The 15843-nt window shown below is 47.0% G+C and carries 14 protein-coding genes; 9 read left to right on the top strand and 5 right to left on the bottom strand.

The window, feature by feature from the left end:
• Nucleotides 1-30: 30 nt before the first annotated feature.
• Entirely contained in the window at nucleotides 31-1347 is a 1317-nt protein-coding gene (locus tag ACNI23_RS05915) for a peptidoglycan DD-metalloendopeptidase family protein (RefSeq protein WP_420247284.1), read from the bottom strand.
• Nucleotides 1348-1631: 284 nt separating this feature from the next.
• Here ACNI23_RS05915 and hysB point away from each other — a divergent pair, with 284 nt between their 5' ends.
• The 3 genes from hysB (at nucleotide 1632) to hysD (ending at nucleotide 4838) form a co-directional block, all read left to right on the top strand.
• The gene (gene hysB, locus ACNI23_RS05910; protein ID WP_420247283.1) at nucleotides 1632-2579 is read left to right on the top strand and encodes a NiFeSe hydrogenase small subunit; all 948 of its coding nucleotides are present in this window, start codon (nucleotides 1632-1634) and stop codon (nucleotides 2577-2579) included.
• Between the two features lie 23 nt (nucleotides 2580-2602).
• On the top strand, nucleotides 2603-4141 hold the full coding sequence (gene hysA, locus ACNI23_RS05905; RefSeq protein WP_420247282.1) for a NiFeSe hydrogenase large subunit HysA: 1539 nt from the start codon (nucleotides 2603-2605) through the stop codon (nucleotides 4139-4141).
• 223 nt (nucleotides 4142-4364) lie between these two features.
• On the top strand, nucleotides 4365-4838 hold the full coding sequence (hysD, locus tag ACNI23_RS05900) for a NiFeSe hydrogenase maturation protease (protein WP_015851924.1): 474 nt from the start codon (nucleotides 4365-4367) through the stop codon (nucleotides 4836-4838).
• 86 nt (nucleotides 4839-4924) lie between these two features.
• On the opposite strand, the gene ACNI23_RS05895 is transcribed toward hysD, so the two are convergent.
• The 3 genes from ACNI23_RS05895 to sucD form a co-directional block, all read right to left on the bottom strand.
• Entirely contained in the window at nucleotides 4925-5665 is a 741-nt protein-coding gene (locus ACNI23_RS05895; RefSeq protein WP_420247281.1) for a 4Fe-4S double cluster binding domain-containing protein, read from the bottom strand.
• Nucleotides 5666-5772: 107 nt separating this feature from the next.
• Nucleotides 5773-6864, bottom strand: a complete 1092-nt coding sequence (locus ACNI23_RS05890; RefSeq protein WP_420247280.1) for a glycosyltransferase family 4 protein — start codon at nucleotides 6862-6864, stop codon at nucleotides 5773-5775.
• Complete coding sequence (gene sucD, locus ACNI23_RS05885) at nucleotides 6857-8953, bottom strand: succinate--CoA ligase subunit alpha (RefSeq protein WP_420247279.1); 2097 nt, start codon at nucleotides 8951-8953, stop codon at nucleotides 6857-6859. Before sucD ends, ACNI23_RS05890 begins: the two co-directional genes overlap by 8 nt.
• A 262-nt stretch (nucleotides 8954-9215) precedes the next feature.
• Here sucD and ACNI23_RS05880 point away from each other — a divergent pair, with 262 nt between their 5' ends.
• Nucleotides 9216-10001 carry a hypothetical protein gene (locus ACNI23_RS05880; protein WP_420247278.1) on the top strand — a complete coding sequence of 262 codons (786 nt, stop codon included), beginning with the start codon at nucleotides 9216-9218 and terminating at the stop codon, nucleotides 9999-10001.
• Nucleotides 9998-10489, top strand: a complete 492-nt coding sequence (locus tag ACNI23_RS05875) for a hypothetical protein (RefSeq protein ID WP_420247277.1) — start codon at nucleotides 9998-10000, stop codon at nucleotides 10487-10489. The genes ACNI23_RS05880 and ACNI23_RS05875 overlap by 4 nt, the downstream gene beginning before the upstream one ends.
• Here ACNI23_RS05875 and ACNI23_RS05870 read toward each other — a convergent pair whose 3' ends face one another.
• Nucleotides 10490-11653: a tRNA nucleotidyltransferase/poly(A) polymerase-related protein gene (locus ACNI23_RS05870; RefSeq protein ID WP_420247276.1), complete on the bottom strand. Its 1164-nt coding sequence runs from the start codon at nucleotides 11651-11653 to the stop codon at nucleotides 10490-10492.
• A gap of 89 nt (nucleotides 11654-11742) precedes the next feature.
• On the opposite strand from ACNI23_RS05870, the gene ACNI23_RS05865 reads away from it, so the two are divergent.
• The 4 genes from ACNI23_RS05865 to ACNI23_RS05850 all read left to right on the top strand — a co-directional run bounded on the left by ACNI23_RS05865 (nucleotide 11743) and on the right by ACNI23_RS05850 (nucleotide 15817).
• On the top strand, nucleotides 11743-12423 hold the full coding sequence (locus ACNI23_RS05865) for a TVP38/TMEM64 family protein (protein ID WP_420247275.1): 681 nt from the start codon (nucleotides 11743-11745) through the stop codon (nucleotides 12421-12423).
• A 39-nt stretch (nucleotides 12424-12462) separates the two neighbouring features.
• On the top strand, nucleotides 12463-13638 hold the full coding sequence (locus ACNI23_RS05860; RefSeq protein WP_420247274.1) for a Crp/Fnr family transcriptional regulator: 1176 nt from the start codon (nucleotides 12463-12465) through the stop codon (nucleotides 13636-13638).
• Nucleotide 13639: 1 nt separating this feature from the next.
• The gene (locus ACNI23_RS05855) at nucleotides 13640-14779 is read left to right on the top strand and encodes a cyclic nucleotide-binding domain-containing protein (RefSeq protein ID WP_420247273.1); all 1140 of its coding nucleotides are present in this window, start codon (nucleotides 13640-13642) and stop codon (nucleotides 14777-14779) included.
• Nucleotides 14780-14893: 114 nt separating this feature from the next.
• Nucleotides 14894-15817 (top strand): biotin--[acetyl-CoA-carboxylase] ligase, encoded by a 924-nt coding sequence (locus ACNI23_RS05850; RefSeq protein WP_420247272.1) that lies wholly within the window; start codon nucleotides 14894-14896, stop codon nucleotides 15815-15817.
• Nucleotides 15818-15843: the final 26 nt, after the last annotated feature.

Genomic DNA, 15843 nt, shown 5'->3' with positions numbered 1-15843 from the left:
ACTTTCTTTTTACAACTAGCTTTGTTTTTTCTATTTCAATTTGCTGGTGATATTATTTTTGATCCAGCGTCCATCCCACCATTCTACAGGATTAACCGGGATGCCGGCGCAGATAACACCGTAGTGCAGGTGGTCTCCGCCTGCCATGCCTGTGGCTCCGGTTTTACCGATGATCTGTCCCTTTGCGACCATGTCTCCGGGGGTCACATCAATCTGGCTCAGGTGAGAGTAGAGTGTCTGCAGACCGAGTCCGTGGTCGATGATGACTGCATTGCCGTAAATACCGAAGTCAGACTCAGCAAGGACAACTCGTCCGTTGTTTGCTGCCGGGATTGGAGCCTGACGGGTGCTGGCAAGGTCAATACCCAGATGGGTTTGTTTGTCGATGACTTTACCAGAATAGTAGTAACTGCGTTTATCACCGAATCCAGCGCGGGTTGCAGCGTTAGGCAGTCTCTTGAAACTACCTTCGAAAAGGAAGGTTGGGGAGGTCTCCTTGGCAACGCGATGGAGTTCTGCACGGTTTTTCTTGCGCAGTTCGCGGTTAACCTTCAGGAAAAGCTGCACCTGACTGGGCAGACCGGGATAGTCTCCCTCAAACTGGGGCATCTTGGTGTTCAGGAAACGGTCGGAAATGTTGATCCGGTCATGACGGTAGGTCTTGCCGTTGGCATGATACCAGAATGAGCCTTTGCGAACATTACCTGCTGCATCTTCAGCAATAAGCACCGGATTGAAATCTTTCTTGTCGGTGTAGTAAGTCATTGCAAAAAGACAGGCATAGGTTCCGTCCGGTTGTTTATAGGCCGGGAAGAAATCATCGTTAATCTGAACACCGGTTTTGGCCGGAGTTTCATCAACATTGTAGATCAGGAGTCCACAGCCGCCCTGATTGAAGTTATGGGTGGTGGTCTGAACGGTAATTTTGGGAGCGATAGTATCAAGGGTGTAGTTGCCTCGCGCAATTACAGCATTACCGCTGCCGAATCCGGCAAGGGAGGTATCAACAGCCCAAACTGCCAGTTCAAACTGTCCTTCCTTAATCTGTTTTTTCTTAATCAGAATGTCTTCATTGTAATCGAATGTTCCTTTGGGAAGATTTTTTTCTGTGAGAGTCAGTTTTTTCTCTCCCTGAGAAAGTACGATCTTAACCGCCTTAAGTCCGGATTGCGTATCACTGATATTTACGTTGATAGGGGTCTCATAGGTGACGAATCCGTTCGCCGGTGTCAAAGCTGCCTGGGGTGCTGTAGTATCCTTGTAGAGCAGGTAAGCCCCTGTGCCAATTACAGCAGCTAGAATCATCAGTAGGAGAATCTGTCCGATACGACTTTTTTTCTTAGCCATTACATATCCTTAAATTGTTGAATCGTTTTCGTCGTACATCGTTTGTACTCGCACCCACATTAAACATAAACGGGCGTAAGGTTCAACACACATCATTGTAAAAAAAGAAAATGTCTATATGTGGCATCAGCTTTATCTATACATGTGTCAATTTTGTATCGGATATTGTTGACGAAAAATGCTGGAGTGTGTATTTGGTTTTAAAAAATATCGTCGCCGTGGCGGTTTTTTTTACTTAGTAAGGACAGTGCCTTACTACGCCGGCAACCACCAAGGAGGTAGGGATGAGTTTGACCAGGCGAGATTTCGTGAAAATGTGCACAGGAACTGTGGCTGGATTTGGGATTTCCCAGATGTTCAACCCCAGTGTTGTGCATGCGCTGAAGAAGTTTGTACCGAATGTTTTCTGGCTGCAGGGACAGGGCTGCACCGGCTGTTCGGTTTCCATTCTTAACTCAGTGCATCCCTCTATCGCAGAGGTTCTTCTTGATGTAATTAACCTTGATTACCATCCGACTATCATGGGTTCCGAAGGCCACGAAGCCTGGGATTACATGATGAGTCAGGCTGAAGCTAATAAGGGTAAGTACATCGTTATTGTTGAAGGTTCCGTTCCCACAGCTGAGAACGGCCACTACTGTATCGTTGGTGCAGGAGCAGATCACAAAGAATACACCATGACTGAAGCCACTCTTAAAATGGCTAAAAATGCTGCTGTGGTTGTAAACGTTGGTACCTGCGCTGCATACGGCGGTATCCCCGCTGCTGAAGGAAACCTTACCGGCTCCATGTCTGTAACCAATTTCCTCGCAGAAAACGGCGTGAAGACTCCCGTTGTTAACATTCCGGGTTGTCCTCCCCATCCTGACTGGATGGTAGGCACCCTCGTTGTCGCTATCAATGCCATTGAAGCAAAAGGACTGCAGGGCGGTCTGGCTGAAGTTGTCAAGATTCTTGATGATAACGGTCGTCCTACACCTTTCTTCGGTGAAAACATCCATGACAACTGCCCCTATCTTGAGGCGTTCGACAACGATGAATATGCTGAAATCTTCACCGATCCGGTTAAATGTCGTTACGAGCTGGGCTGTAAAGGTCCCAGCGCCAACTCCGATTGCTTCAAACGCAAATGGAACGGCGGCGTTAACTGGTGTGTTGAAAACTCAGTATGTATTGGCTGTGTAGAACCGGGATTCCCGGATGAAATGTCCCCCTTCTACGAAGCCGGTTAACCGGAAAAGGAGTATAATTCCTTATGTCTTCAAAATCTCATGCACCCGCCGGTAAAGACGGGAAAATTAAGATTGCCATTGATCCGGTAACCCGTATCGAAGGTCACCTTAAGGCTGAGGTCGTAGTTAAAGACGGTAAAGTAACCGACGCATGGCTCTCCGGCGGCATGTACCGTGGTTTCGAGAACATCCTTATTGGACGTGATCCCCGCGATGCAGCCCAGCTGACCCAGCGTCTGTGCGGTGTTTGCCCCACAGCTCACTCTACTGCTTCTACCCGCGCTCTTGATGATGCTTTTGGCGTTAAGCTGACCACTAACGGTCGCGTAACCAAAAACCTCATTTTCGGTGCTAACTACCTGCAGTCTCACATTCTGCATTTCTACCATCTTGCAGCTCTGGATTTCGTACGCGGTCCCGGCAAAGCTCCCTTTGTCCCCCGCTTCGAACATCCTGACCTGCGTCTTGATGAAAAAACCAACAAGGTAGCTGTTGACCAGTACGTTAAGGCTCTTGAAATCCGCCGTATTTGCCATGAAATGGTAGCTCTTTTCGGTGGTAAAATGCCTCACGTTTCCGGTCAGGTCGTTGGTGGTGCAACTGAAATTCCGACCAAGGAAAAGCTCGCTGAATACGCAAGCCGCTTCAAGCAGGTTCAGAAATTCATCGAAGAAACCTACGTACCCACCGTTTACCTTATCGGTTCCGTTTACAAAGATCTGTTCAAGATCGGTGGCGGTTACAAAAACGCAATGGCTTACGGCGTATTCCCCATGGATGATGCTGAGTCCGAATTCCTGCTCAAGCCCGGTGTTTACATCGACGGCAAAGATTCAGGTTTTGATCAGAAACTTATCAAGGAATACACCAAGTACGCATGGTACACTGATGAGTGTTCCGACCTGCATCCGAGCGAAGGTAAAACCATTCCGGATGTACACAAGAAGGACGCTTACAGCTTCTGTAAGGCTTCCCGCTACAACGGCAAAGCTGTTGAAGTTGGTCCCCTTGCACGTATGTGGGTTCATAACCCCGAGCTCAGCCCCATGGGTAAAAAACAGCTCAAGGATCTCTTCGGCATCGAAGCCAAGATGTTCCGCGATCTGGGCGAAGACATGGCATTCTCCCTTATGGGCCGCCACGTTGCACGCGCAGAAGAAGCTTACATGGTTGCAAACGCAATCCAGGATGCATGGCTCAAAGAAGTTCAGCCCGGCGAAGAAACCTACGTCAAGACTGAAATTCCTGAGTCCGCAGAAGGTCTCGGTCTTACCGAAGCACCCCGCGGTTCCTTGCTGCACTACATCAACATCAAGGATTCCAAGACTGCGAACTACCAGATGATCCCCGCGACCCTCTGGAACAGCACCCCTCGTGATGACAAAGGTCATCGCGGTACAATCGAGGAAGCCCTCGTAGGTACTCCGGTTCCTGATCCGAAGAACCCTGTTGACATCTCAAGGATCATTCGATCCTTTGACCCGTGACTGGGTTGTGCCGTGCACGTGCTGCACGCAGAGACCGGTGAAGAACATGTTGTTCACGTAGGCGAAGGTTGCTAACGTAACGACGTTTCACTGTATATAAACTCCCGGGCTCAGTATAACTGGGGCCGGGAGTTTCTTTTTCATACGGGTAAATTTGTACGTATGAAGATTTTGAGGTGGAGTTTCCAGTTGTTTTATTTCAAACTATCACGGAATCAAAAGGGGATTATTCTCTTTGGCCACCTGAGGCGAAATCTTTCGTCAAAAGCGCGAAAGCGCATCATCTAAGGATTTCATAATGAAGAAACTGTTGGTACTTGGGATTGGTAACATCCTCCTCGGCGATGAGGGCGTCGGGGTGCATGCTGTAGAAGAACTGAAGAAAGAAGAATGGCCCGAATATGTCCACTTGGTGGACGGCGGCACATTCACCCACGATATTTTCCATATTCTGGAAGGCTACGACGGCCTGCTGGTGCTCGATATCGTCCATGGCGGAAAGGACGGCGGCACTGTCTACTATCTTGAGGAAAAAGATATTATCGACAACGAGAAGCAGCGCCTGTCCTTGCACGACATTGATCTGGTCGATTCCCTGAATATGGCCGGAGCAATTGGCAAGCGTCCGGAAATGCGCATTCTGGGCATGGAGCCTGAGAACTACACTGACTGGTCCATGGAAATGACCGATACCTGCAAAGCGGTATTTCCCGGTTATGTTGAGCGGGCCCGTCAGGAGATCAAGCGCTTTATTGAGGAGTTTGATCAGTAAGAAAAATGCCTCCGGCGGCTTAAACCCTTTTGCAAAAGGGTTTAAGAATCCCAAAAAATCTTAATTATTGGGACTGGAGGAATGATTTAGTCGAGCTTCATTTGAGCGGCAGTCTTTTTGCGGGGCTGCCGTTTCTTCTTCCCCCACGGACAACTAGCCACACAAACCCCACAAATATACGGCATCAAATTTCCGTACCCCGATACCTTATTCAAATGATCCACGCAGGACGATAAGTCCACGGCTTCATTGCGCGATGAATAATGCAACTCGGTATTGACGTTTTTAATTGCTCCGGCAGGGCAGGATTCAGTGCATTTGGTGCACTTTCCGCAACGGTTTTTGATTGGCTCATCTGCCGGAATGTCTAGGTCAGTGAGGATAGTGACCAGCCGAATGCGCGGTCCGTATTGCGGAGTAACCAGTAATAATGATTTGCCTTGCCATCCTAATCCGGCATTAATTGCTACTGCTTTGTGCGAGATATAGGAAACGAACCGTTCTTTGCAGAGAATCTGGCTGGCCGGAATTGGTAGTGCCTTAGCTCCATTGTTCTGGATAAAACTGCTTACACGGCAGGCTATGTTGTCGAGCAGGGCGTTCACGCGCTGGTAGTGCTGGGAATATATTTCGGTTGGGGTATCTACAATTGTATCGATGATACCGTCAGCAAGCTGAACCGCAATTGATATTGCCCGTGGGAAATTGTTAAGCAGATCGTCCGGGCGGGTTTCCATGCCTGCCATACGGGTTGTGTCCGCCACAGCAATCAGGTCTGCGCCCCATTGTTTGGCATTTTCAAAAAGATGTTCTTTCAGGTCAGTCATTATTCACTCCAGATCAATAATTCTTGCTACATCTGAACACAATTAACAGTGTCAGAGCAATCTTAATTGATATAGAATGAAATTGACATAAACCTAAAAAGGTTACGCTATTCCTCCACAACCTCAATTAACTTTCGCAAAACCAACGGCGTATTAAAGTTTTCTAACACCCGCTGACGTCCGGTAGCACCCATTTTTTTGCGCAAATCCACATCAAGAATCAGCTTCTCTAAAGCTGCTGCAAGTTTCTTAGTATCTTCTACCGGAACAAGAATTCCAGTCTCACTATCTGCAACAACTTCGGGATTGGAGCTGATATCAAATCCTACTACTGGTTTTTCTAGTGTCATGGCTTCCACGAGGGCATAACCGAACCCTTCCCATAAAGACGGTAAGCAGAAAATGTCTTGCGAAGCGTGGAATGATTTCATGTCTTTGATGAAACCGAGGAAAGAAACCTTGTCATTCACGTCCAGTTCTGCGGCGTAATCTTTCAGTTCCTGTTCCATTTCGCCTTTCCCGGCGATGAGTATTTTGAAATTCAGGCCCTTTCCTTTGAGGATTTTTGCGCAATCAATGAGATGTTTCTGGCCTTTTTGAGCGGTTAAACGTGCCGCATTTCCGATCACTACCTCTCCGTTTTCGGGAGTGTAGAGTGGTGAAAAGTCTTGTTTATCAAATTCAGCAACATCGAAGCCGTTGTATATCTGGCGGATTTTGCCTTCATCTATCAACTCAGAGTTGTTGGCTAAAACAGTTCGTTTTGTCTCAAGGGAATTAACAATTAAGCGGTCAACAACGTTCTTGAATATGTAGCGGTTGAGTAATGAGTTTTTTACCGGAACGGCGATTCCTCTGCGGTAGATTACGCGGTTAACCCCGGCGCGCTTAGCGGCTATGCCTCCGCTTTTGAGGTCGGATGGCAGGGCGGTGATCAGAGTCTGGATGTCGTTGGCCTTAAAAAAAGATTTCAAACGGCCCATCAAAACGGGATTCAGGAAGGAAAGATTACCGATCGGCTCGCTATGCAGGGTGATGCCCGGTTCGTTTTCAAGGCGGCTCTTAAGTTCGGATTTATGGTTGGTTACTACGAATACGTTGTAACCTTGATCCCGGAGGAGCAGGGAAAAGTGGTGGTTCCACTTCTCCCCGCCGCCCCAGGCTTTATTGCTATTAAAGAAGCATATGTTTTTATTCACTTAACTTAATTCCAAGTGCGTCTGCTGTCAGCTGTGGTATTGACTCAAGGCTGGGGCAGACTGTGAATCCTGCTGCGCGCATTTTTTCCAGCTTGCCCTGTACCCCGGTTCCTTCTTGAAGGATCGCACCTGCGTGGCCCAGACGTTTGCCCGGAGGTGCGGTCTGACCAGCAATAAAGGAAAGTACGGGTTTGTCAAATCCTGTTTCAATTACATAGTCTGCAAGATCCTGTTCCGCAGTACCGCCGATTTCACCTAGAACCATAACAGCCTTGGTTTCATCGTGGTTTCTGAGCATCTCGAAAACATCCGCAAAGGTGGTGCCGATGTATGAGTCTCCGCCGATACCGATAGACAGGGACTGCCCGATACCTACCTGATTGAGGCGGTCGGCTACTTCGTAGGTCAGGGTGCCGGAACGAGAAAGGACCGCAACCGGACCGGGAGAGAACGGGGTGGTGGGCAGGATTCCGATTTTAGTCTGTCCGGGTACGATCATGCCGGGGGTGTTGGGACCGACAATTCGGGATTTACTGCCTTTAATCTGCTCCAGCACGTTCAACATGGCCGACTGGACAATGCCTTCGGTGATGCAGACCACCCATGGGATTTCGCAGGATGCCGCTTCCAAAATGGCATCAGTTGCCAGCTTGGGAGGTACGAAAATAATACTGGCCCCGATTTCGTGGTGGCGCTGTGCTTCTTTGATGGAGTTGTAAACCGGAACTCCGAGCACTTCCTGACCGCCCTTGAACGGAGTCACCCCGGCAACGATGTTGGAGCCGTATTCGAGCATGAGCTTGGTATGCAGACGTCCCTCCGCACCGGTAATACCCTGTACGAGAATGGGGGTGTCCTTGTCGATACCGAAGGTGTGCGGCGATTTGTAGCCGATGTCCTTGGGTCGGGAATCAGGCATAGCCGCGATGGGGTCGGGGAATTCGATTTTAGGTGTATCAGCGGGCTTGAGCTTAGCCAGCAGGTCGAGGGCTTCCTGCATGTTTCTGGCCCGGTGCAGTTTGTCGCCTTTAACCTGCTTGAGCACTTCAAGGCCTTCTTCTGCACTGTTACCGGACATACGCACCACGATGGGCTTTTCCGGTTCCTTGCCGCCTAGAGCCGCTACGAGGGCCTTGGCAACCAGCTCACAGGAAAGGATACCGCCGAAGAGGTTAATCAGGATTGCTTTGACCTGATCATCATCAAAGAGCAGCCGCAGGGCTGTTTCAATGCGTTTCTGGTCCGCAGCACCTCCAAGGTCGAGGAAGTTTGCTGCCGGAAGGTCAGAGAAGTTCAAAGCGTCCATAGAGGCCATAGCAAGACCTGCACCGTTAGCGATCAGACCTACCCAGCCCTTAAGCGATACAAAACTCATTCCGGCATCACGGGCAATGTTTTCCACCGGAGTGGAGTGCTCCGGCTGGTAAAATTTTTCAAAAGCGGGGTTGAGGTCGACGATGTTGTCGTCCATTTCGATTTTACCGTCGAGGGCGAGCAGCTTGCCGTATCCGGTCAGGGCCAGCGGATTGATCTCAGCCAGCAGCAGACCGTAATCGATCATGGTGTTGTAAAGATTTTTAACGATGTTGCTGAAATCCGCGAAAAGCTCTTTGGCAATGCCGATATGGAAAAAGGCAGCACGAATCTGGTTGGGCTGCAATCCACCGGGAAGGCTGATTTCCTGAATGAGCAGGTTTTCAGGGCCCATATTTTCGATTTCAACTCCGCCTTCACGGCCAACTGTCATGATAACCTTGCGGCGCTGGCGGGAAAGAGTCAGGGAAAGATAAAATTCCTTACGGATGTCCACCGCAGGCTCGGCCCGCAGAAAGGGGACCTTGTTTCCTTTGATTTCCATACTTAGAATCTGGCGGGCGATTTTTTCGTATTCGTCCCGTGAATCCACTTTTTGGATACCTCCGGCCTTACCGCGTCCGCCAACAGGAACCTGAGCTTTCAGAATCCACGGCAGAGGAAAGTATGGTTCCAGTCCGGGCAAATCCTTTTCAGTGATTTTCACCCCGGTGGGTACAGGAAGTCCGGCGGCCTCTTTGAGCAGTACTTTACTTAAATGTTCGTTGAGCAGCATACTCCCTCCAGTATGTCTGATGTGGGTTCAGTTAAATTGAGCAGGTAATTTAACTGTTGAATTTTATCGAACAATCATCATTTGAATGATACTCGTACCATTGGCGTATAATTCAATTATATGGCACTCTCAAGGTTAATTAATGATTTCATTTGTAGTTTGAATGCCTGTTTAGTCTGGAAAATGCTAAAAACAAAAGGATAGAGCGGAAATAAAAAATATCCGTATAAAGTTTTTGAGCTACAGTTTTAAAGGAAATATTATGGCTGATTTTAAAGATTTAACCGATGCTTTGACGGATGAGGTTCTGAGCGACATGGCGGATTCCTTCTTTGGTGCCCGCGTGGATGTTGATGATGCTCTTGAGTTATTTCACGATGTCTCGGAAAAACTCCATGTTAAACTTTATCAGGTTTTTCGAGCTTGCGCGTTGCTTGAGAAAATTTGTCTGGGGCCTTCAGGTTTCAATGATTTCTGGGTGTCTGCCGGAATGAACAGATGCCATTTTTATCATCCTGCCGGGGTAGAATGTGCTGACATCATAGATAGCCCACCTTTCGCTTTTACCGGCAGAGGGGAATATATCAAGTGGTTTGGTATTGGCTACGATATGCTTTCCGCAAGTATTGAAGAATACATGCACGGTTCAATCAAAAAGGATAAGAATGGACGTAAAGTGCGGTCAGTAAATCGGGATGATTTTTTCAAAATGGCCGAAGAAATTAACATTCAAATTGAAAAAGTTAACAGGAACGTTTCAGCTTCGGATGTGCTTAAGTTTACCAAGTCTCTTGATCCTGAATCAGTAAGGAAGGAAAACATAGCCGGATGTGTGGGGCCTCAATGTAAGGTAATCGATGATGAGATGGCTTTCACTGTGATCACAATTAAGGATATTGATTTTCCAGCCTTTCCGGACCTGCCGAATCGTAAGGACGTTGCAACGTATATTTCCGGTTACTGTTCACAGGTCTGGACGCGTGACAAGGTCCGGGTGAAAGCCTTGATAGAAGAGTTGAAAACGAATGCTAATAAGGAGTTGTTATGAAAAAAGTGATGAATTCCGTACTGATATTGCTGCTTGTGCTTTGCTTGGGTTCAATCGCTTCAGCTGAAGAGAAAAAGGCAGTGCCAAATTCCAAGGCTAAACCTGCTCCGGTCGAAAAAGTAGAGCAGAGTGCTGAAAAACAAGGAGTTCCTGTAGCGGTCATTCATAGTGGTGATGACGTGTTGGGTGGTACTTTGGCATTAAAGTTAAAGGAGAACTTTAGGAAGTCCGTGCTTTTTAAATTGGCTGGAAAAGATGGGAAGGCTGTACGGGTCATTATTGAGTCGCGTAGTGAATTCAATGAAAGACCGGAGATCGGCTCTGTTTATTCAGTGGTCTGGACTTTTGCGGAGAGCGAGGGCGTTGTGCCGTTTTATCTTAAACAGGAACTTGGTCTTGTGAATTCCCGTAATGTGGAAAACAGTGCTGCCGGACTAATGAATACTACAGACAAGGTAGCTGGGGAATATAAGTATTTATTCGAGTAGTTAAATCCTCTTTCTGCTGCCGTTGAAGGTCTTTATTTTCATGGCCCTCATGTTGCGCAGCTTTTCCCCTGATTCTTTACCAAGATTTCTTTCGTGGGTCGGCAGGGATACCTTAAGTATCTCTGCCAGGTCTGCGGGAGCATTCTTAAGCACTCCTTCACCCCTGTCCGCATTGCAAAGGCTGATCATATTTTCCAGAAGTCCGGAAATATGCAGTTTCATCAATAGATCTACTTTGGTTCCGGGTCTTAGCTCCCGATAGTTACCGGCTTTCATGTGGAGGCCTGCTGCGCTTTCCCCGGCACGAATGAATTTTACCGGGAGCATTAGTCTGCTGCCCAGTTTCTGAGCCGGAATTACACCCGCTTTGTCATGTCCATAATGTGATGGGAGGATGTCCGGTGCTGTCAGGACCTTGCCCAGATCATGGCACATGGCCATCCAGCAGGTCAGGGGATTGCCTGCAACTTCATCCATAATTTCAGCAGTGTGTCCAGTAACTGATTTGTCATGGTATTCAGGCGGTCCGGCCGGGATACCATCAGCACCGGTAAACTCAGTGAACCATGGTTCAAGGCAATTACCTTGAATCAGCAAACGCAGGAAATTCCCGGGTTTAGCTCCGCTTAAGCCTTTACGAAGTTCTACGCCGATTCTGTCCGGGGCAATGTCTGCAAGCCAACCGTTTTCTGCGCAACGTTTCATTTCTGCAATCAGTTCCGGGTGTGGGCTGAACTCCGGGAATCGGGCTACAAAGGTTGCCGCCCTGAATACACGCAGCGGGTCTTCTTTAAAACTATCAGGAAAGGATGGCCGTAAAACCCGATTACGTAAGTCTTCTAATCCATTAGGGTGAGCGTACAGTTCTCCGTCTTCGTCCAGCGCAAAGCTGTTAACCGTAAAGTCGCGAGCCTTGAGGTCAAGATCTATTGTTTCCTCAGTGTCGTTACCTCTAGCTCGCGGGAAAGAGAATTCCAGTCCTTTAAGGTAAAATATTTCGTAAGATTTTCCCACTGGACGGGATTTTGGAAAAGCAGCAAGAAATTCTTCAGGAGAACCGGATGCAATAAGGTAGTCCAAATCCTTTGGAGACCTGCCGAGTAACAGGTCTCTAACAGCTCCCCCGGCTATTAATATTTTTAAATTATTGTGTTTTTTAGTCATTTCTTGCATTTTCTATTCTGGTGGCTGATAATAAGCCTGAGGCCAGCAGCGTTCTTGATTAATTCAGGTTTGATGGTATCGTATGATCAATGAAAAATAAAATACTCATAATTACGTTTATTGCAATTGTCGTGGCACTGTTTTTTGCCTTTGATTTGGATAGGTTCCTGACTCTGGAATATATAAAAAATTCAAGGCAGGAGTTTCAAGTTTTTTATGATCAGAACCCATTTTTAACTGTTTTCTCATTTTTTCTGGTTTATGTGCTGGTTGTCGGAGTGAATCTTCCCGGTGCAACTGTGCTTGGGCTGGCTGGTGGGGCTTTGTTCGGTTTTACTGTAGGGGTGCTGACTATATCATTTGCCAGCACTATCGGTGCCACTCTGGCTTGTTTTTTTTCGCGCCATCTGTTCAGGGATTACGTGCAGCGAAAGTTCGGGGACCGGCTGGAAAAGGTTAACCGGGGTATTGAAGAAGAAGGTGCGTTTTATCTTTTCACAATGCGGCTTATCCCGGCCATTCCCTTTGTGGTTATCAATTTGCTTATGGGACTTACAACGATCAGGTTGAGGACTTTTTATTGGGTTTCACAACTGGGCATGCTGCCCGGGACAATGGTCTATGTTAATGCCGGAAAAGAACTTGGTCGGATCGATTCTCTTTCCGGGATAGTTCAGCCCGGAGTGCTGATCTCCTTTGTGCTGTTGGGGCTATTCCCATTGGTTGTGAAGAAAATTGTTGGACTTGTTAAGGTACGACGGAATGTGTAATCTTTAGATAGTTTCATTTTTTATTAAGTACGGTTAACGATGATTGTAAGGACAGCACCAAGTATTCGGACCTACCATAAGGGTAAGGTCATTTTCAGCGAAGGGCAGGAAAGTAAGATTGCCTATATGATCAAGTCTGGGACTGTCGATATTTTTAAAATTATCGACAAGAAAAAGACTGTCTTGGGAACCCTGCGACGCGGTGATATCTTTGGCGAAATGTCTTTACTGGCTAATCAGAAACGTACGGCCAGTGCAGAGGCTTCCAGCTTTTGTGAATTAGTGGTGCTTACTGAAGAAATGATGAACAAGCTGCTTAGGGCTTCTCCTGAGACTGTTCGTAAGATGCTGGAACTATTAGCTAAGAGAGTAGCTGCTACAGATGTGAAGGCCTCCGGGACAGAGCAGAATGATTCATTTATTGCACTCGCAACTATTCTCAGCCTTGCCTACAAGGAATTTGCATACACTCCCCGTAATAAGCAGCAGGAGATTGAGAATTACAAGATGGGACTTTCGGTGAAATCCTACACCGATACAGTTAAAAGTCTTGCTGCCTTTTCAAATCTTGAAATTGAATCTTTCTTGGAGATAGTGTTCAAGCTTCGTTTGATCGATATGAAAAGTATCAAGAAGGGCGATAAGAGTGCATTTGTTGAACGCTATATTAATATTAATAATTTCGAGCAGTTCATGCCTCATCTGCGTAATCTCTATAAACAGATGCGTGAGCTTGGTGCGAATGTAGATCAACGCATGACTTTTATGAGTTTCACTGACTTGGCAGAAAGGACCGGAAGTACACCGGAACAGATTTATAAAAAGCTCATTAAGGAAGAAATGCCCGAAACCCTGCTCTTTTTTAACCGGGAGAAAGCCCTTGAGTGGGGCAAAGGCAAGGACCCTGACTTTTTTAAGAAGTTTCGCAGGCCCCGCAAGGCCCTTGAAGATCTTGAGTCTGTAGAAGACATTATTTTTATTGATAATCCGACCCTTAAAAAGGCTCTTGAGGGGTTTAATTTTTATAATATTTCAATTCTCTACTCAGCTATGGATCAGCAGGGCAGGGATAAGCTTAAGCGAAACGTAGGGAAAAAGGTTGCTCAAATTTTACTGCGTGAACCTCCCGTTGACCGGGATCCAAGTGATCCGGAAGTGCTTGAATGTTGCGACGAACTCCTTGATATTGTGCGAAAATTGAAGGGAGTGAAGTAGTATGGCAGCAGTTAAGCCACAATCTAAGACTTTTCTAAAGGGCGATGTTATCTTCCGGGAAGGACAAAAGGGTAATGCAGCTTACATGATCCAGTCCGGTTCTGTGAATATTGTCAAAAATATCAAAGGCAAAAGACAGATTCTTGCTACTTTGGGACCGGGGGAGCTTTTTGGCGAAATGGCAATTATTTCAAAGTGTGAAAGGGTTGCCGGGGCGGAGGCTGCTTCAGAGTGCGTTCTGTTGGAATTGACTGCGCGGTTGATTCTTTTGCTGCTTAAGAAAAGTCATCCTACTGTTTTTCACCTGACCAGAGTACTGGCTTCGCGTCTTGCCCGTGCGGACCGGGCTGTCTCCGAAAGTCGCAGCGATAATTCATGGCTTACTTTCTGCCGCCTGCTGCACATGAAGCATCGTATTTTTAAAACTGCTCCTAAAGGCGAGGACTCGCCTATCGGGATTACCCTTGAAGAGTTGTCTCAGGAATATTGCGAAATTACAAATGGATCGCAACATGATGTTGAGCGCCACCTTAAATCCGCAATTGGATTTAATATGCTTTCAGTCAATAAGATTGCTTCGCAGAGTTATCTGACAATTACTAATCCTGACAACTTTCTTGAGATAGCCAAGAGTCTTTCCGATGATATCAATAAGTTCAGTGGTAAGGTCTTTCTTTCAGACTTTATTGATATTCATGATTTTTCATCAATTGTCGATTCCAACCCGGAAATGATTTATAAAAAGATCGGTGTCGGTGATTTTCCTGAAGATATTTGTATGTTGCATAAGGAAGCAACGTCCAAATGGGTAGAGAAGAAGGGCGCGCAATACTTCAAAGAAACAAAGCGCAAACGCAAGTCTATTGATGAACTTGAAGGTGTTGAAGATATCATTTTTGTGGATATTGGAACTTTGAAGCTGGTTTTCCGCAAGCTCGGATACTATAAGCTCGGTATCCTGCTGGCTATTGCCGGTGATGATGCCAAAAAGCGTATTCTGGCAGCAATTTCAAGCAAGATCGCCGCAGCCATTACCCGTGACTCTCGTTCATCTGATGCAATTGACCAGAGCGAAGCTGATGATGTGGAAGAAGAACTCATTGATATGATCAGGGAGATCAAGTCCTCGAAGAAAGAATAATCAAAATGAAGTTGCGCATCCCGCTGGCTTTGGTTAATAATATAATTAAGCTAAAGTATTAATAAAAACAGGTTTTACCTTGTCAACCAGCATTAGAACATGGGATAGTGCAGCATGATTACTCGAATTACTATTATCAACGGTAAGGATTCCAGTCCTCTCCCCAAGGCTAACCCGGAAAATATTTTTCAGGCCCACCCTTTATGGGCGCGTGACATTGAGAACTTCGGCCCCTGGAATAGCGAAGATGCTGAGTACAGGACTTATTCAACATGGATATCAGGTTCACGGACCGGAGTTCCTGTTGCAGTATGCGGTTCCTGCGTCTCAAGCCTTGATGTTGCATGGCGTCTGAATTCACTTGAGGATCTTTCGGACTGGGGAAGTGTTCTGGCAGTCGAACAAAATACCGGACGCGGACAGGTTCGCCGTGAATGGATTTCCCCTCCCGGGAATGTGTACGGCACCATCAAGTGGCCTTCCCTCCCGGAAGTAAAGCCCGGTGAGGTCCGTCCTGTCTGGAATCGTATTCTCCCCCTTATTGTCGGCTATCTGACTTGTAATGCTTTGCGTGATCTTGGTGTCGATGCCCAGCTTAAGTGGCCCAACGATATTTTAATCGACGGGAAGAAGGCAGGCGGCATACTTATCGAAGAGCGCGGAAATTCTACTATGGTCGGCATCGGTTTAAATCTGTCTTATGCACCCGAACGAAGCATGCTTAGAGCTGATTATGCAGTTCCTGCCGGAAAGCTCAATACCGATACAATGCAGCTTGGTCCTCTGGAAACATGGGTTGAGCTGATCAAGCATTTCAGGGGCAATTTCGGGCAGATTATTTCCATGCAAAATACAGATGACTTCCTCTACGAACTTCAAGACCGTCTGGTCTGGTTCGGTGAAGAAGTTAAAATTGTGGATGGTCCTGAAGGCGTTGATCGCGGTGTCATTTGCGGTTTGCGTTCTGACGGTGGACTTGTAGTTGATCACAATGGTGAACAACACGAGATATATTCTGGTTCTGTAATGCCTTTATAATGCAGCTAGATACTGTTTTTGCTTGA

Origin of the sequence: Maridesulfovibrio pacificus (SeqCode) (genome assembly GCF_048612815.1) — a bacterium.
Taxonomy (GTDB): Bacteria; Desulfobacterota; Desulfovibrionia; order Desulfovibrionales; family Desulfovibrionaceae; genus Maridesulfovibrio; species Maridesulfovibrio pacificus.
This window is presented reverse-complemented; position numbering and strand designations above follow the sequence as displayed.